Below are 16,151 nucleotides of genomic sequence, written 5' to 3'. Positions count from 1 at the left end.
ATGATCCACGAGTACCTCGAGGCCTACGACCGTGAGCTGCGCGCCGGCGCGGAGATCGCGAACGCCGTCAGCGTGGTGCAGCATGGCCCCCTGCATCTCGCGGTTCTGGCCGGTGGCTTCGGATTCATCACGTACGCGGACCTGGGGGGAGCGGATGCCGAGGGCATCGCCGAGCTGATCGATGAAGCTGTGGCGTACTTCCGTGATCTGGGAGTGGGCTCGGTGGAGTGGAAGACCCGCGGTCATGACCGGGCGCCGGGTCTTCATGAGAGCCTCCTGGCGCACGGCTTCGTACCGGAGGAACCGGAATCGATCATGATCGGCGAGGCGGCCGCGCTGGCTCAGCATGCCGACATCCCCGACGGCGTGGAGATCAGGCGGGCGCGGACCGATGACGATGTGCTCGCCGCGGGCGAGATGCAGGGCCAGGTGTTCGGCGACGCCGCGTGGCGTTCTCGGGCCGAGGCCCTGATCGGCAGACTCCGCGCCGGCGAGGCGGTCGAGCTGTGGATCGCGGTCGCCGAGGGCGTGGTCGTGAGTGCCGGTCGGCTCGAACCGGTCGCCGGTACCGGCTTCGCGGGGTTGTGGGGCGGTGCGACCCTGCCGGAATGGAGGGGCCGTGGCATCTATCGCGCGCTCACCGCCGAACGGGCGCGATCTGCACGGGCGGCCGGCTTCCGCTACCTGCAGTCCGACTCGACGGAGTTCTCGCGTCCGATCCTCGAGCGGTCGGGGCTCGTCAAGGTCTCGACGACGACGCCCTACGTCTGGAGCCCGGTCCCGGGTTGAGGGGTGTCGTGCCTCCGGCGCTGACGGCGCCGCCTGAGCACCAGGATCGCGATCGCGATCAGCCCGAGCAGCAGGATGCCGGCCACGATCGGCACCACGATCGCCGCGGCGGCGAGGGCGAAGGAGGTCCCGTCCTCGAGCGTGCTCAGCACCGGCGCCGCGAGACCTCCCGTCGTCACGTTCGCGCCGAGGCGGGCTGTCGCCTTGAAAACGTGCACGACGAGGGCGATCACCACGCCCGCGACCACAGGAACCCAGGTGTCGCCCGTGAAGAAGGACCCCGGGTCTTCGACCGCGAGCGTCTGGGAACCGGCACCCGCACCGAACGCGATGCCGCCGGCCGCGGGACGGATGATGCTCTGGATGACATCGTTCACGGAGTCGAGCGCCGGCACCTTGTCGGCGACGATCTCGAGCACGAGGAGCGCACCGATGATCCAGAGAGCGAGGTCGCTCGACAGCCACGACCACCCGGAAGGAAGCGCGAACGGCGGAAGCAGGCGGTCGGCGAGTCCGAGCAGGAACAACGGCATCCACGCGTTCAGCCCCGCGGCGGCCGCGAGGCTGGAGCCGATGATGAACTCGATCACGCGCCCACTCTAGGCTTCGAGAGGCGGCTGATATTCTGGGATGAGGCGTGGGGACGCCCAGGGGACGGTCTGCTGGTGATGCTTCTCGCGTCGGGGGAGGCAGACCATGGAGCAGGAAGAGCAAGAGATCTCGCGCCGCACCATCATCAAGGGCGCGGCCTGGTCGGTGCCCGTGATCGCGGTCGCGGCAGCATTGCCGCTCGCTGCGGCCAGCACAGGGGGAACGGTCAACAGCGAGGCGAACTACTACTGGGATGCCGAGGCGCAGGGCGATTTCACGACCCTCGTCGCGGCGCAGGACGGGTTGCGCGCGACGTTCAGCACGCAGATCAGCTACCGGGCGGACCCGTGGGTGAATCCGCCGGCCGACGCGTCGCTCGTGGTCGTCGTCAGCTTCAGTTCCCCCGTCACGCTCGATGCCGGTTCGTCGATCGGCGGGTGGACCGCAACGCCGAGCCTGGGCAGCACGGCGAGCTCGTTCACGTTCGTCGCCACGCCCTCGGGGTTCGGGGGTGCGCTCACGTTCAACATCGTCGGCTCGGCGGCCGGGGCGCTCACATCCACCGCGACGATGAGCCTCGTCAACGGGGGAACGACCACCTGGGCGCAGGAACCATCGGCCGAGACGGCCACTCTCAACGCCTGACGGCCTCGATGTCGGAGGGGCGGCATACGCTGGAGGTATGCAAACCACGCGCAGCGTCCGCCCCTTCGAGGTCATCAGCGAGTACGCGCCCGCCGGTGATCAGCCGCAGGCGATCGCCGATCTCGCGGGGCGCATCAACGCGGGCGAGACCGACGTGGTGCTGCTCGGGGCGACGGGTACCGGAAAGTCGGCGACGACAGCATGGCTGGTCGAGCAGGTGCAGCGTCCGACGCTCGTGCTCGCGCACAACAAGACGCTGGCCGCTCAGCTGGCGAACGAGTTCCGCGAGCTCATGCCGAACAACGCCGTCGAGTACTTCGTCTCGTACTACGACTACTACCAGCCCGAGGCCTACGTTCCGCAGACCGACACCTTCATCGAGAAGGACTCCTCGATCAACGCCGAGGTCGAGCGGCTGCGCCACTCGACGACCAACTCGCTGCTGAGCCGGCGCGACGTGATCGTCGTCTCGACCGTGTCCTGCATCTACGGCCTCGGCGCGCCGGAGGAGTACCTCCGGGCGATGGTCGCGCTGCAGGTGGGGGAGCGGTACGACCGCGACGCGCTCATCCGCCAGTTCATCGCCATGCAGTACAACCGCAACGACGTCGACTTCTCGCGCGGCAACTTCCGTGTGCGCGGTGACACGATCGAGATCATCCCCGTCTACGAAGAGCACGCGATCCGCATCGAGCTGTTCGGCGACGAGATCGAAGGCCTGTATTCGCTCCACCCGCTGACCGGCGAGGTGATCGAGAAGCTCGACTCCGTGCCGATCTTCCCCGCGTCGCACTACGTCGCCGGCACCGATGTCATCCAGCGGTCCATCGGCACGATCGAGCACGAGCTCGAAGAGCGTCTCGCCGAGTTCGAGCGCCAGGGCAAGCTGCTCGAGGCGCAGCGTCTGCGCATGCGCACGTCGTTCGATCTCGAGATGCTGCAGCAGCTCGGGTTCTGCTCCGGCATCGAGAACTACTCGCGTCACATGGACGGCCGCATGCCCGGCGAGCCCCCGCACACGCTGCTCGACTTCTTCCCCGACGACTTCCTCCTCGTCATCGACGAGTCGCATGTCACGGTTCCCCAGATCGGCGCCATGTACGAGGGCGACGCGTCGCGCAAGCGCACGCTGGTCGACCACGGGTTCCGTCTGCCCAGCGCCATGGACAACCGTCCGCTGAGGTGGGATGAGTTCAAGAACCGCATCGGACAGACGGTCTACCTGTCGGCGACCCCGGGCAAGTACGAGATGGGCATCGCCGACGGCGTCGTCGAGCAGATCATCCGCCCGACGGGTCTGGTCGACCCGCACATCGTGGTGAAGCCGTCGAAGGGGCAGATCGACGATCTCCTCGAAGAGATCCGACTGCGTGTCGAGCGCGACGAGCGCGTCCTCGTGACGACGCTCACGAAGAAGATGTCCGAAGAGCTCACCGACTTCCTGGGCGAGCACGGCGTGCGTGTGCGGTACCTGCATTCCGACGTCGACACGCTCCGACGCGTCGAGCTGCTGAGCGAGCTTCGCGCGGGTGTGTACGACGTGCTCGTGGGAATCAACCTGCTGCGAGAGGGCCTCGACCTTCCCGAGGTCTCGCTGGTGGCGATCCTCGACGCCGACAAGGAGGGCTTCCTGCGATCGGGCACATCGCTCATCCAGACGATCGGTCGTGCGGCGCGAAACGTCTCCGGTGAAGTCCACATGTACGCCGACAAGATCACCGACTCGATGGCGAAGGCGATCGAAGAGACCGATCGTCGACGTGAGAAGCAGGTCGCGTACAACCTCGAGCACGGCATCGATCCGACGCCGCTGCGCAAGCGCATCGCCGACATCACCGAGGTGCTGGCACGCGAGGGAGCCGATACGGCCGACATGCTCTCGGGGCGCGGTCGTCAGTCCGGCAAGGGCAAATCTCCGACGCCGAACCTGCGCCGCACCGGGATCGCGGCCGAGGGTGCCCAGCAGCTCGAGGCGACGATCCAGGATCTGTCGAACCAGATGCTCGCTGCGGCAGCCGAGCTCAAGTTCGAGCTCGCCGGCCGCTTGCGCGACGAGGTGCAAGACCTCAAGAAAGAGCTCCGCGCGATGGAACGCGCCGGGCACGCCTGAGCGGAGACTGACCGATGGACGCTGCAGGCGAAGAGCTCGCTGATCGTGTGAGAGCTCTGCTGCACGTCGGGGGCGACGTCGAGGAGAAGCGCATGTTCGGCACGCGGGCGTTCCTGCTCGGCGGGCGAATCCTCGTGGGGGCGCGGAAGAACGGCGTCCTTCTGGTGCGCGTCGACGAAGAGAGCGGCGCCGCACTTCTGACCCAGCCGGGCGTCGCGGTCGCGGTGATGGGAGCCAAGACGATGGGCAACAGCTGGCTCGACGTGTCGTCGGGTGTGCTGACCGATGACGATGCCCTGATGTTCTGGATCGACGCTGCACGCGAGGCGAACGAGGTGTCCAGAAGCACCTGATCCCGGCGCGCCCGGCAGTGCTACGGGCAGTGCACGAGCGTCCGCGGACCGCTGCGGTCGATCTCGTGCTCCGTCATCGGGGCGCCGCACAACGGGCAGGCACGCTCGGCCCGCTCAGCCGCGCTGGGCGGGGGAGTCTTCTCGTAGGGCCCGACCGACGCCGGTCCTGCGAAGCGGATGAGGTTGGTGTTCACCCAGGCGTACAGTCCTCCCGCTTCGCGGATGCGCGTGCGTAGAGGGGCCTGATCCGGGTTGCGTGCCATGTTAATTAGTGTACTAACCATTAGTGCCAATGTATAGTCGCGGTGTGACGGCTACCGACGAACTGCTCCGACTGGAGAACCAGCTCTGCTTCGCACTGGTGACTGCGGCACGCAACGTGGTCGCGATCTACCGGCCGATCCTCGAACCTCTCGGGCTCACGCACCCGCAGTACCTCGTGATGCTCGCTCTCTGGGAGCTCGCTCCGCGCACCCTGAACGACCTCGCCGTCGATCTCGCGCTCGAACCCGCCACGGCCTCGCCCCTCGTGAAGCGGCTGGAGACGGAGGGACTCGTCGTCCGTCAGCGGAGCAGCGAGGACGAGCGCCGACTCGAGATCACGCTGACCGAGGCGGGAGCCGCTCTGCGGGAAAGAGCCCTGGACGTCCCCCGGCAGGTCATGGCGGCCGTCGGGATGGACGTGTCCGAGATCTCCGCTCTCCGTGACGGACTCAGCCCTTTCGCCGGACGTCGTCCCGAATTCGGATGAGGCGACACCGCCCGCCCACGCGGTCCTCCTTGTCCCCGCGGTCCACCTCCTCGGTTCGCTCGCCCTCACTCCCGCCGTGCTGCTCGTGGCGCTCACCTTCGCCCTGCATGCGGTGAGGACAGTGGATGCCGCCTCCGCCTCGGCCTTGGAGAACAGTGTGAGATCCGCTCCTGAGAGCCTTCACGGAGCCGATGTCCGTGGCCCCTCGTAGACTTATCCGGTGCCCATTGTCCCCGTTGCCACCCCAGGAAAACTCAGCGTTCGCGGTGCCCGCGTCCACAATCTGAAGAACGTCGACATCGACATCCCCCGCGACTCGCTGGTCGTGTTCACCGGCCTGTCCGGCTCGGGGAAGTCGAGCCTCGCGTTCGACACGATCTTCGCCGAGGGCCAGCGTCGTTACGTCGAATCGCTGAGCGCCTACGCGCGCCAGTTCCTCGGCCAGGTCGATCGCCCCGACGTCGACTTCATCGAGGGGCTGAGCCCTGCCGTCTCGATCGATCAGAAGTCCACGAACCGCAACCCGCGGTCGACCGTCGGCACGATCACCGAGATCTACGACTACATGCGTCTGCTCTGGGCGCGCATCGGCATTCCGCATTGCCCCGAGTGCGGTGAGAAGATCCAGCGCCAGACCGTGCAGCAGATCGCCGACCAGCTGATGGAGCTGCCCGAGCGCACGCGCTACCAGATCGTCGCCCCGATCGTCTCGCAGAAGAAGGGCGAGTTCGTCGACCTCTTCCGCGAGCTCGGAGCGAAGGGTTACTCGCGCGCGATCGTCGACGGAGACCTCATCCAGCTCGCCGAGCCGCCGAAGCTCAAGAAGAGCTACAAGCACGACATCGCCGTGGTGGTCGACCGGCTCGTCGCGTCCGACGACATCCTCGGACGGGTCACCGATTCGGTCGAGACCGCGCTCGGCCTCGCCGGCGGAGTCGTCCAGGTCAACTTCGTCGACGGCGAGGGCGACGACGCCTGGCAGACGTTCTCCGAGAAGCTCGCGTGCCCCAACGGCCACGAGCTGACTCTCACCGAGATCGAGCCGCGTACCTTCTCGTTCAACGCGCCGTTCGGCGCCTGCCCCGCCTGCTCGGGGCTCGGCACGCGCATGTCGGTCGACGTCGACCTCATGCTCGGCGACACCGACCTCTCGATCCGCGAGGGTGTCATCATCCCGTGGACGACGCAGGGCAAGGGGCTGTTCCAGTACTACGAGCGACTGCTCGAAGGGCTTTCCCGCGACCTCGACTTCTCGCTCGACACTCCCTGGCACAAGCTCCACTCCGACGTGCAGGATGCGGTGCTCCGCGGCGAGAACTACAAGGTGACCGTCAAGTGGAAGAACCGGTACGGGCGCGAGATGCGTTACGCGTCCGGCTTCGAGGGCGTCGTGCCGTACATCGAGCGGCAGTATCTGCAGGCCGAGTCCGACACCCAGCGCAGCCGCTGGGGCGAGTACCTCCGCGAGGTGCCCTGCCCCGTCTGCGACGGCAACCGGCTCAAGCCGGAGGTGCTGGCGGTTCAGGTGCACGGCCACTCCATCGCGGAGGTCTCGCACCTCAGCCTGTCCGATGCCCGGGCCTTCATGGAGACGCTCACGCTCACCGAACGTGAAGCTCAGATCGCCGCGCAGGTGCTCCGCGAGATCCGCCTGCGCCTCGACTTCCTGCTGCAGGTCGGGCTCTCGTACCTCAACCTCAGTCGTTCGGCAGGTTCCCTCTCGGGCGGCGAGGCCCAGCGCATCCGTCTCGCGACGCAGATCGGCTCCGGGCTCACCGGCGTCCTCTACGTGCTCGACGAACCGTCGATCGGCCTCCACCAGCGCGACAACCGCCGTCTCATCAACACCCTCATCAAGCTGCGCGACCTCGGCAACACGCTGATCGTCGTGGAGCACGACGAAGAGACCATCGAAGCGGCCGACTGGGTCGTCGACATCGGTCCCGGTGCCGGTGTGAACGGCGGTGCGGTCGTGCACTCGGGGCCGTACTCCGCCCTCCTGGGCGACAGCGAGTCGATGACGGGGCAGTACCTGTCCGGACGTCGCGAGATCCCGATGCCGGCGAAGCGTCGCAAGATCGACAAGAAGCGCATGCTGAGCGTCGTCGGCGCCCGGGCCAACAACCTCCGCAACGTCACCGCCGACTTCCCGCTCGGCGTGCTCACGGCCGTCACCGGCGTGAGCGGCTCGGGCAAGTCGTCGCTCGTGAACGACATCCTCTACCAGGTGCTCGCCTCCAAGCTCAACGGGGCGCGCACGGTTCCGGGCAAGCACACGCGCGTGACCGGGCTCGACAACCTCGACAAGGTCGTGCACGTCGACCAGGCCCCGATCGGGCGCACGCCGCGATCGAACCCGGCGACGTACACGGGCGTGTTCGACCGCATCCGCACGCTCTTCAGCGAGACTCCCGAGGCGAAGGTCCGCGGCTACCTGCCCGGCCGGTTCAGCTTCAACGTCAAGGGTGGCCGCTGCGAGGCGTGCTCGGGCGACGGAACGATCAAGATCGAGATGAACTTCCTGCCCGACGTCTACGTCGACTGCGAGGTGTGCCACGGCAAGCGGTACAACCGCGACACTCTCGCCGTGCACTACAAGGGCAAGAACATCGCCGAGGTCCTCGAGATGCCCATCGAAGAGGCCGCCGAGTTCTTCGAGCCGATCCAGGCGATCCACCGTTACATGAAGACCCTGGTCGACGTGGGGCTCGGATACGTGCGACTCGGCCAATCCGCGACGACGCTCTCCGGCGGTGAGGCGCAGCGCGTCAAGCTCGCCACCGAGCTCCAGCGTCGCAGCAATGGCCGCAGCATCTACGTGCTCGACGAGCCGACCACCGGATTGCACTTCGAAGACGTCCGCAAGCTCCTCGAGGTGCTGAACGGTCTCGTCGACAAGGGCAACACGGTGATCGTCATCGAGCACAATCTCGATGTCATCAAGTCGGCCGACTGGGTCATCGACCTCGGACCCGAGGGAGGCTCCGGCGGCGGTCAGATCATCGCCACCGGCACTCCCGAGCAGATCGCACGCGTCGAAGAGAGCCACACCGGCCTGTTCCTCGGCGAGATCCTGGGTGAGGGGCGCTCAGCGCGGAAGGCCAGCTGATGGCCGACGTCCTGCCGTACAAGCCGCGGACGGGGGAGATTCCCACCGACCCCGGCGTGTACCGGTTCCGCGATGCGGACGGGCGCGTGCTGTACGTCGGCAAGGCGAAGAACCTGCGTCAGCGGCTGTCGAACTACTTCGCTCCGCTGCGCACGCTGCATGAGCGCACGCGGCGCATGGTCACCACGGCGGCATCGGTCGAATGGACTGTCGTGCCGACCGACGTGGACTCGCTGCAGCTCGAGTACATGTGGATCAAGGAGTTCGATCCGCCTTTCAACGTGCGCTATAAGGACGACAAGTCCTATCCGTTCATGGCCGTGACGCTCGCCGACGAGGCTCCGAGGGTCATCGTCACCCGCAACCGCAAGATCCCCGGAGCGCGCTACTTCGGCCCGTTCCCCAAGGTCTGGGCGGTGCACGAGACCATCGACCTGATGATCAAGGCGTTCCCGATCCGCACCTGCAGCGATGCCAGCTACAAGCGGGCGATGCAGACGGGGCGCCCGTGCTTCCCGGGTCAGATCGGCAAGTGCGGCGGACCGTGCTCGATGACCGTGACGATCGAGGAGCACCGCGCCATGGTCGACGACTTCGTCGCCTTCATGGCCGGGGGAGACGAGCGGTTCACGAAGGAGCTCACCGCGCGGATGCTGGCGGCGTCCGCGGCCATGGACTACGAAGCGGCCGCGAAGTACCGCGACAAGCTCAGCGCGATCGAGGCCGTCCTCGGCAAGAGCGCACTGGTGCTCGCGCCCGACGAGGATGCCGACCTGTTCGGCATCGCCGAAGACGAGCTCGCGGCGGCCGTGCAGCACTTCGTGATCCGCGGCGGCCGGGTGCGCGGTGTGCGCGCGATGACGATCGAGAAGGAGATCGACATCACGACGGGCGAACTCGTCGACCAGGTGCTGCAGCGCGCATACGGCGACGCGCAGGACGTGCCGAGGCGCATCCTGGTGCCGACCCTTCCCGACGATGCCGCCGAGCTCGAAGTGTGGCTGCGGGAGCGCCGAGGCAAGAAGACCGAGATCGCCGTGGCGCAGCGAGGTCAGCGCGCCGACCTCATGCGCACCGCCACGTTGAACGCCCAGCAGGCCCTCATCCGCCACAAGACGAGGCGCACGAGCGACTACGTCGCGCGCACCCAGGCTCTGACCGATCTGCAGAACGCCCTCGGCATGAGCGAGGCGCCGCTGCGCATCGAGTGCTTCGACATCTCGCACCTCGGCGGCACGAACGTCGTCGCGTCGATGGTCGTGTTCGAAGACGGCCTGCCCCGCAAGGATCAGTACCGCTCGTTCAACATCACCGACACGACCGACGACACCGACTCCATGTACCAGGTGCTCCGGCGCCGGTTGGCCTACCTCGACCGTCCCGAAGAGCCGGAAACCATCGATCCGACGACCGATGAGGTCGTGGGGGAAGACGTGGGAGAGGCGACGGTGCGGCGCAAGCCGCGGTTCGCGTACCCGCCGCAGCTGCTGCTCGTCGACGGAGGCCAGCCGCAGGTCGAGGCCGCCGCTCGCGCTCTCCGCGATGCCGGACACACCGAGATCGCCGTCTGCGGCATCGCCAAGCGTCTGGAGGAGGTGTGGCTGCCCGGCGACGACTTCCCGGTGATCCTGCCGCGCACCAGCGAGGCGCTCTACCTGCTGCAGCGTCTGCGTGACGAAGCGCACCGCTTCGCGATCACCCATCAGCGCAAGAAGCGCCGCGGTGACATCTCCACGGTCCTCTCCGAAGTCCCCGGTCTCGGCGCCTCGCGCATCAAGGTGCTGCTCAAGCACTTCGGCTCCGTGACCGCCCTGCGCGCAGCGCAACCCGACGAGATCCTCGAGGTCCAGGGAATCGGGCCGGTGCTCGCGCAGAATATCCACACGCACCTCTCCACTCGCTAGGCTGGAACGCACGGGGGAGAGGGAGCGCGGAGCAATGACTGGGGATAAGGGCGAGTTTCTCATCGTCACGGGGATGTCGGGCGCCGGCCGCACGACGGTGGCCAACGCCCTCGAAGATCTCGGATGGTACGTCGTCGACAACCTGCCCCCGCAGATCCTGCGACCGCTCCTCGATCTCACCGACATGGGCGGCAATGCGCTGCCGAAGGTCGCCGCCGTCGTCGACGTCCGCGGCCGCAACCTGTTCGACGACTTCCCCGGGGTGGCCCGAGCCCTCCGTTCGCGCGGCTCCGTGCGCGTGCTCTTCCTCGACGCCTCCGACGACGTGCTCGTGCGGCGGTTCGAGTCCGTGCGGCGACCGCATCCGCTCCAGGGCGACGGCACGCTGCTCGACGGCATCCGCATCGAGCGCACCAGGCTCGCGCCGATCCGGGAGGCCGCCGACCTCGTGATCGACACGTCGGCGCTGAACATCCACCAGCTGGCGACGCAGGTGTCCGACATCTTCTCCGAGGAGGGCGAGGCCCGTCACCGGGTGACTCTGCTCAGCTTCGGCTTCAAGTACGGGCTGCCGACCGACGTCGACATCGTCGCCGATATGCGGTTCCTGCCGAACCCGTTCTGGAACGAAGAGCTGCGCGGCCTCACGGGTCAAGACGAGACGGTGCGCGAGTACGTTCTCTCCCGCGAGGGTGCGACGGAGTTCCTCGAGTCGTACTCCGCAGCGCTGGTTCCCGTCCTGGAGGGGTATCAACGCGAGAACAAGAGCCACTCCACCATCGCGATCGGCTGCACCGGCGGCAAGCACCGCTCCGTCGCGATGTCGGAAGAGCTCGCGCGGCGGCTCGCGGCCATTCCCGGCGTGGCCGTCAATGTGCGTCATCGAGACCTCGGCAGAGAGTAGCCGGTCGCCCGGCCGAGTAAGCTGGACGTTTGCGTCGCGATCCGGCGCGTGAACGTAAAGGAGTGTCGTGGCACTAACCACCGACGTCAAGGCCGAGCTGGTCAGCATCCGCAACGCACCCCCGACGGTGCGTGTCTCGGAAGTGACCGCGATCCTCCGGTTCGCCGGTGGCCTGCATTCGATCGCCGGCCGGGTGGCTGTGGAAGCCGAAGTCGATGCCGAGACGCTTGCTCGTCGCGTCGCCCGAGACCTCGCCGAGATCTACGGTGTGCGCCCCGAGATCGCCCAGGTGCAGTCCAGCACCGCGAACGACGGCGCACGGTGGGCCGTGCGCGTGATCTCGCAGGGAGAGACTCTGGCCCGCCAGACCGGGCTCCTCGACCAGCGCCGCCGCCCCGTGCGCGGCCTGCCCAACCGCCTGACGACCGGATCCCGTGCCGAGGTGGCCGGCCTCTGGCGCGGCGCCTTCCTCGCCGCCGGAACGCTCAGCGAGCCCGGACGATCCGCGATGCTCGAGGTCGTGTGCCCGTCGTCGGAGGCGGCGATGGCCCTCGTCGGCGCCGCCCACCGTCTCGGTGTCGCCGCGAAAGCCCGCGAGGTTCGGGGCATGCCGCGCGTCGTCGTGCGTGAGGGCGAGGCGATCCGCACGATCCTCAACGAGATGGGCGCGAAGAAGACCGCCGTCACGTGGGAGGAGCTCCGTCAGCGCCGCGAGGTGCGCGCCGGGGTCAACCGCCTCGTCAACTTCGACGATGCCAACCTGCGACGCTCGGCACAGGCTGCCGTCGCCGCGTGCGCACGTGTCGAGCGGGCGCTCGAGATCCTGGCGGACGAGGTTCCCGATCACCTCAAGGTGGCCGGCGAGCTGCGTCTGGCGCACCGAGATGCGAGCCTCGACGAACTCGGGCATCACGCCGATCCGCCGCTGACGAAGGATGCCGTCGCCGGCCGTATCCGTCGTCTGCTGGCGATGGCCGACAAGCGTGCGCAGCAGGAGGGCATCCCGGGCACAGAGGCCGCGGTGCCCGTCGGACTCGACGTCTGACCCTGACTTTCGAAGACCCGCCTCCGGTGCTCCCGGAGGCGGGTCTTTCGTCATATGGCGGAAGGTTCTGGTCCCGGCTCGCGTTGTCGTCAGTAGGATGAGTTACGTCCGCTCTACGCCGCACATCGGTGGCGCGGAGGATCGGCAAGCGCCGCGGCGCGGCGCGGATTGGATGAATGCGATATGGCGATTTACACGCTCCCCGACCTTCCCTACGACTTCGCAGCCCTGGAGCCGCACATCAGCGGCAAGATCATGGAACTCCACCATGACAAGCACCACGCGACCTACGTCGCCGGCGCGAACACGGCTCTCGAGCAGCTGGCCGAGGCACGCGAGAGCGGCAACCTCGCCAACGTCAACAAGCTCGAGAAGGACCTCGCCTTCAACCTCGGCGGCCACGTCAATCACTCGATCTTCTGGACCAACCTGTCGCCGAACGGCGGCGGTCAGCCCGAGGGTGAGCTCAAGGCCGCGATCGACGAGTACTTCGGTTCTTTCGAGAAGTTCCAGGCGCACTTCACCGCAGCTGCCACCGGCATCCAGGGTTCCGGATGGGCCGTCCTCAGCTGGGACTCGATCGGCTCGCGCCTGATCATCCAGCAGCTGTTCGACCAGCAGTCGAACACGGCGCAGGGCACCATCCCGCTGTTCCAGCTCGACATGTGGGAGCACGCCTTCTACCTGGACTACCTCAACGTCAAGGCGGACTACGTCAAGGCGGCGTGGAACATCGCCAACTGGGAGAACGTCGCCCAGCGCCTCGAGGTCGCCCGCAAGCAGACGAACGGCCTGCTGGTACTGTCGTAATCAAGACGGGTGTCCCGACGGACATCTCGCCCGTCGGGACGCCGTTGTCCATGCTTGTCTAGTTGAAACCGCGCGTATGCGCACGAGAAATCAGGAGACCTTAGTGTCTGTCAAGATCGGTATCAACGGCTTCGGCCGCATCGGACGCAACTACTTCCGCGCGGCTCTCGCGCAGGGAGCAGACCTCGAGATCGTCGCGGTCAACGACCTCACCGACAACAAGACCCTCGCGCACCTGCTGAAGTACGACTCGGTCGGCGGCGTCCTCGATGCCGAGATCAGCTACGACGACGACAGCATCACGGTCAACGGCAAGCAGATCAAGGCTTTCGCCGAGCGCGACCCCGCCAACCTCCCGTGGGGAGAGCTGGGCGTCGACATCGTCATCGAGTCGACCGGTTTCTTCACCAAGGCCGAGGCCGCCAAGAAGCACATCGATGCGGGTGCGAAGAAGGTCCTCATCTCGGCTCCGGGCACCGGCGTCGACGGCACGTTCGTCATGGGCGTGAACGAGGACACGTACAACCCCGAGACCGACCACATCATCTCCAACGCGTCCTGCACCACGAACTGCCTCGCGCCGCTGGCCAAGGTCTTCAACGACGCGTTCGGCATCGACCGCGGCTTCATGATGACCGCGCACGCATACACCGCCGACCAGAACCTGCAGGACGGCCCGCACAGCGACCTCCGTCGTGCGCGCGCCGCCGCGATCAACATCACGCCGGCGTCGACCGGTGCCGCCAAGGCCATCGGCGAGGTGCTCCCGGAGCTGCAGGGCAAGCTCAGCGGCTCGTCGTACCGCGTGCCGGTTCCCACCGGCTCGATCGTCGACCTCACGCTCATCACCGACCGCGAGGACCTCACGGTCGACGAGGTCAACGAGGCGTACAAGGCGGCGGCAGCAGACGGTCGTCTCGCCGGCTACCTCCAGTACAACGCCGACCAGATCGTGTCGAGCGACATCGTGCACAACCCGCACTCGTCGATCTTCGACTCCACGCTGACCAACGTCAGCGGCAACCTGGTGAAGGTCTCGAGCTGGTACGACAACGAGTGGGGCTACTCCAACCGTCTCGTCGACCTGACCGAGTACGTCGCCGAGCGTCTCTGAGCTCTGACACATGACTCTGCGCACCCTGGACTCACTGGGTTCGCTCGAGGGCAAGCGCGTCATCGTCCGTTGTGATCTGAACGTCCCCCTGCGGGATGGGGTCATAACGGACGATGGCCGTGTACGCGCCTCGTTGCCGACTCTCAACGCACTGATCAACGCGGGTGCCCGCGTGGTCGTCTGCTCCCATCTCGGCCGCCCCGACGGCGCGCCCGACCCCCAGTACAGCCTCGAGCCGGTGGCTCAGCGGCTCTCCGAACTGCTCGGCGTCCCGGTCGCGTTCGCCCGTGACACCGTCGGCGAGTCCGCGCAGGATGCCGTGGCGTCGCTCGAAGACGGCGGCGTCGTGGTCATCGAGAACCTGCGGTTCAACGCGGGGGAGACCGCGAAGGACGACGCCACCCGCGCCGCCTTCGCCGAAGAGCTCGCGACGCTCGGAGACGTGCTCGTCTCGGACGGCTTCGGTGTCGTGCACCGCAAGCAGGCCAGCGTGTACGAACTCGCAGAGCTGCTGCCGTCGGCGGCAGGGCTCCTGATCGAGACCGAGCTCGACGTTCTCGACCGTCTCACCGAGAAGCCCGAGCGCCCCTACGCGGTCGTGCTCGGCGGCTCCAAGGTCAGCGACAAGCTCGGCGTCATCTCGCACCTGCTGCCTCGCGTCGACCGGATTCTGGTCGGCGGCGGCATGCTGTTCACGTTCCTCAAGGCGCAGGGTCATGCCGTGGCCTCGAGCCTCCTGGAAGAGGACCAGCTCGAGACCGTGCGCGGCTACATCGCGGAGGCGGCGGAGCGGGGCGTGGAGTTCGTGCTCCCGACCGATGTGGTTGTCGCGGCGTCGTTCAGTGCGGATGCCGCGCACGAGACGGTCTCCGCCGACGCGATCGAGTCGACGGCCTTCGGCACCTCCGGGATCGGTCTCGACATCGGCCCGGAGACGGCGGCTCGGTTCGCCGAGGTCATCCGCGGGTCGAAGACCGTGTTCTGGAACGGTCCCATGGGCGTGTTCGAGTTCCCGGCTTTCGCCGCGGGTACCAAGACCGTCGCGCAGGCTCTCACCGAGGTCGACGGCCTCAGCGTCGTCGGCGGCGGGGACTCGGCAGCAGCAGTGCGTCAGCTCGGCTTCACCGACGACCAGTTCGGTCACATCTCGACCGGTGGCGGCGCAAGCCTCGAGTTCCTCGAGGGAAAGAAACTACCCGGCCTGGAGGTGCTCGGATGGGCATAACAACCCGTACCCCGCTGATCGCGGGCAACTGGAAGATGAACCTGGATCACCTGCAGGCGGTGGCGTTCGTGCAGAAGCTGCACTGGACGCTGAAGGACGCCAAGCACGAGGACGGGTCCGTCGAGGTGGCGGTCTTCCCGCCGTTCACCGACATCCGCAGCGTTCAGACGCTCATCGACGCCGACAAGATCCCGTTCGCCCTCGGCGCGCAGGACGTCTCGGCGCACGATTCCGGTGCGTACACGGGCGAGATCTCCGGCGCGTTCCTGGCGAAGCTCGACGCGAAGTACGTCATCATCGGCCACTCGGAGCGCCGTGAGTACCACGCCGAGTCCGATGAGGTCGTCGCGGCCAAGGTGCAGGCCGCTCTCAAGCACGGACTCGTTCCGGTGATCTGCGTCGGAGAGACGGCAGAGGACCTGGAGAAGTTCGGCGCCAGCGCGGTTCCGGCCGGTCAGCTCGAGGCGGCGCTTCAAGGCGTCTCGCCGACGGCCGACATCGTGGTCGCGTACGAGCCCGTCTGGGCCATCGGCTCCGGCCAGGCCGCGACGCCGCAGCAGGCGCAGGATGTCTGCGCGGCGCTCCGCACCGTGATCGCGAAAGTCCTCGGTGACGAGGCCGCCGCGCGCACCCGGATCCTCTACGGCGGTTCGGTGAAGTCGGCGAACATCGCCAGCTTCATGCGCGAGCCCGATGTGGACGGTGCCCTGGTCGGCGGCGCGAGCCTCGTCGTCGACGAGTTCGCCGCGATCATCCGCTTCGAGAAGCACGTCGGCGTGTGAGTGCGGCGGGGCTCCGGCC

15 protein-coding genes are annotated in these 16,151 nt (G+C 67.3%); 13 read left to right on the top strand and 2 right to left on the bottom strand.

What is annotated here, in order from left to right:
* Nucleotides 1–789: a GNAT family N-acetyltransferase gene (locus DW306_RS15590; protein WP_136056492.1), complete on the top strand. Its 789-nt coding sequence runs from the start codon at nucleotides 1–3 to the stop codon at nucleotides 787–789.
* Here the strand turns inward: DW306_RS15590 and DW306_RS15585 are convergent.
* The gene (locus DW306_RS15585) at nucleotides 762–1,379 is read right to left on the bottom strand and encodes a DUF4126 domain-containing protein (RefSeq protein WP_136056491.1); all 618 of its coding nucleotides are present in this window, start codon (nucleotides 1,377–1,379) and stop codon (nucleotides 762–764) included. The genes DW306_RS15590 and DW306_RS15585 overlap by 28 nt on opposite strands.
* A 106-nt stretch (nucleotides 1,380–1,485) precedes the next feature.
* Here DW306_RS15585 and DW306_RS15580 point away from each other — a divergent pair, with 106 nt between their 5' ends.
* Genes DW306_RS15580 through DW306_RS15570 form a run of 3 tightly spaced genes read left to right on the top strand, consistent with a single transcriptional unit; the run spans nucleotide 1,486 to nucleotide 4,488 of the window.
* Nucleotides 1,486–2,025, top strand: a complete 540-nt coding sequence (locus DW306_RS15580; RefSeq protein WP_136056490.1) for a hypothetical protein — start codon at nucleotides 1,486–1,488, stop codon at nucleotides 2,023–2,025.
* 37 nt (nucleotides 2,026–2,062) lie between these two features.
* Nucleotides 2,063–4,135 (top strand): excinuclease ABC subunit UvrB, encoded by a 2,073-nt coding sequence (gene uvrB / locus DW306_RS15575; protein ID WP_136056489.1) that lies wholly within the window; start codon nucleotides 2,063–2,065, stop codon nucleotides 4,133–4,135.
* A gap of 14 nt (nucleotides 4,136–4,149) precedes the next feature.
* Nucleotides 4,150–4,488, top strand: coding sequence for a TfoX/Sxy family protein (locus tag DW306_RS15570; protein ID WP_240747221.1), 339 nt, complete (start codon nucleotides 4,150–4,152; stop codon nucleotides 4,486–4,488).
* 20 nt (nucleotides 4,489–4,508) lie between these two features.
* Here DW306_RS15570 and DW306_RS15565 read toward each other — a convergent pair whose 3' ends face one another.
* A complete protein-coding gene (locus DW306_RS15565; RefSeq protein ID WP_136056488.1) occupies nucleotides 4,509–4,751 on the bottom strand; it encodes a hypothetical protein in 243 nt (80 codons plus the stop codon).
* A gap of 44 nt (nucleotides 4,752–4,795) precedes the next feature.
* Between DW306_RS15565 and DW306_RS15560 the strand changes: the two genes are divergently transcribed.
* The 9 genes from DW306_RS15560 to tpiA all read left to right on the top strand — a co-directional run bounded on the left by DW306_RS15560 (nucleotide 4,796) and on the right by tpiA (nucleotide 16,132).
* A complete protein-coding gene (locus DW306_RS15560) occupies nucleotides 4,796–5,239 on the top strand; it encodes a MarR family transcriptional regulator (protein ID WP_240747220.1) in 444 nt (147 codons plus the stop codon).
* A 220-nt stretch (nucleotides 5,240–5,459) separates the two neighbouring features.
* The gene (gene uvrA / locus DW306_RS15555; RefSeq protein WP_136056487.1) at nucleotides 5,460–8,348 is read left to right on the top strand and encodes an excinuclease ABC subunit UvrA; all 2,889 of its coding nucleotides are present in this window, start codon (nucleotides 5,460–5,462) and stop codon (nucleotides 8,346–8,348) included.
* Nucleotides 8,348–10,252 (top strand): excinuclease ABC subunit UvrC, encoded by a 1,905-nt coding sequence (uvrC, locus tag DW306_RS15550; protein ID WP_136056486.1) that lies wholly within the window; start codon nucleotides 8,348–8,350, stop codon nucleotides 10,250–10,252. The genes uvrA and uvrC overlap by 1 nt, the downstream gene beginning before the upstream one ends.
* A 34-nt stretch (nucleotides 10,253–10,286) precedes the next feature.
* The gene (rapZ, locus tag DW306_RS15545) at nucleotides 10,287–11,156 is read left to right on the top strand and encodes an RNase adapter RapZ (RefSeq protein ID WP_136056485.1); all 870 of its coding nucleotides are present in this window, start codon (nucleotides 10,287–10,289) and stop codon (nucleotides 11,154–11,156) included.
* A 67-nt stretch (nucleotides 11,157–11,223) separates the two neighbouring features.
* The gene (whiA, locus tag DW306_RS15540; RefSeq protein ID WP_136056484.1) at nucleotides 11,224–12,201 is read left to right on the top strand and encodes a DNA-binding protein WhiA; all 978 of its coding nucleotides are present in this window, start codon (nucleotides 11,224–11,226) and stop codon (nucleotides 12,199–12,201) included.
* A gap of 183 nt (nucleotides 12,202–12,384) precedes the next feature.
* Nucleotides 12,385–13,011, top strand: a complete 627-nt coding sequence (locus tag DW306_RS15535; protein WP_116636742.1) for a superoxide dismutase — start codon at nucleotides 12,385–12,387, stop codon at nucleotides 13,009–13,011.
* A gap of 103 nt (nucleotides 13,012–13,114) precedes the next feature.
* The gene (gene gap, locus DW306_RS15530; RefSeq protein WP_136056483.1) at nucleotides 13,115–14,125 is read left to right on the top strand and encodes a type I glyceraldehyde-3-phosphate dehydrogenase; all 1,011 of its coding nucleotides are present in this window, start codon (nucleotides 13,115–13,117) and stop codon (nucleotides 14,123–14,125) included.
* A 10-nt stretch (nucleotides 14,126–14,135) separates the two neighbouring features.
* Nucleotides 14,136–15,350: a phosphoglycerate kinase gene (locus DW306_RS15525; protein WP_136056482.1), complete on the top strand. Its 1,215-nt coding sequence runs from the start codon at nucleotides 14,136–14,138 to the stop codon at nucleotides 15,348–15,350.
* Nucleotides 15,341–16,132 (top strand): triose-phosphate isomerase, encoded by a 792-nt coding sequence (gene tpiA / locus DW306_RS15520; RefSeq protein WP_136056481.1) that lies wholly within the window; start codon nucleotides 15,341–15,343, stop codon nucleotides 16,130–16,132. The genes DW306_RS15525 and tpiA overlap by 10 nt, the downstream gene beginning before the upstream one ends.
* The last annotated feature ends 19 nt before the right edge of the window (nucleotides 16,133–16,151 follow it).

Origin of the sequence: Microbacterium sp. K24, from assembly GCF_004794465.1 — a bacterium.
GTDB lineage: Bacteria > Actinomycetota > Actinomycetes > Actinomycetales > Microbacteriaceae > Microbacterium.
Note: the sequence above shows the minus strand (reverse complement) of the source record. Positions and strands in the feature narration are given on the sequence as shown.

Bases quoted from the DNA above. Each gene is read 5' to 3' on its own strand.
- DW306_RS15590 (WP_136056492.1), top strand. From the start codon at position 1: ATGATCCACGAGTACCTCGAGGCCTACGACCGTGAGCTGCGCGCCGGC.
- uvrC (WP_136056486.1), top strand. From the start codon at position 8,348: ATGGCCGACGTCCTGCCGTACAAGCCGCGGACGGGGGAGATTCCCACC.
- DW306_RS15535 (WP_116636742.1), top strand. From the start codon at position 12,385: ATGGCGATTTACACGCTCCCCGACCTTCCCTACGACTTCGCAGCCCTG.
- DW306_RS15525 (WP_136056482.1), top strand. From the start codon at position 14,136: ATGACTCTGCGCACCCTGGACTCACTGGGTTCGCTCGAGGGCAAGCGC.
- DW306_RS15570 (WP_240747221.1), top strand. From the start codon at position 4,150: ATGGACGCTGCAGGCGAAGAGCTCGCTGATCGTGTGAGAGCTCTGCTG.
- DW306_RS15565 (WP_136056488.1), bottom strand. From the start codon at position 4,751: ATGGCACGCAACCCGGATCAGGCCCCTCTACGCACGCGCATCCGCGAA.
- rapZ (WP_136056485.1), top strand. From the start codon at position 10,287: ATGACTGGGGATAAGGGCGAGTTTCTCATCGTCACGGGGATGTCGGGC.
- uvrB (WP_136056489.1), top strand. From the start codon at position 2,063: ATGCAAACCACGCGCAGCGTCCGCCCCTTCGAGGTCATCAGCGAGTAC.
- DW306_RS15580 (WP_136056490.1), top strand. From the start codon at position 1,486: ATGGAGCAGGAAGAGCAAGAGATCTCGCGCCGCACCATCATCAAGGGC.
- tpiA (WP_136056481.1), top strand. From the start codon at position 15,341: ATGGGCATAACAACCCGTACCCCGCTGATCGCGGGCAACTGGAAGATG.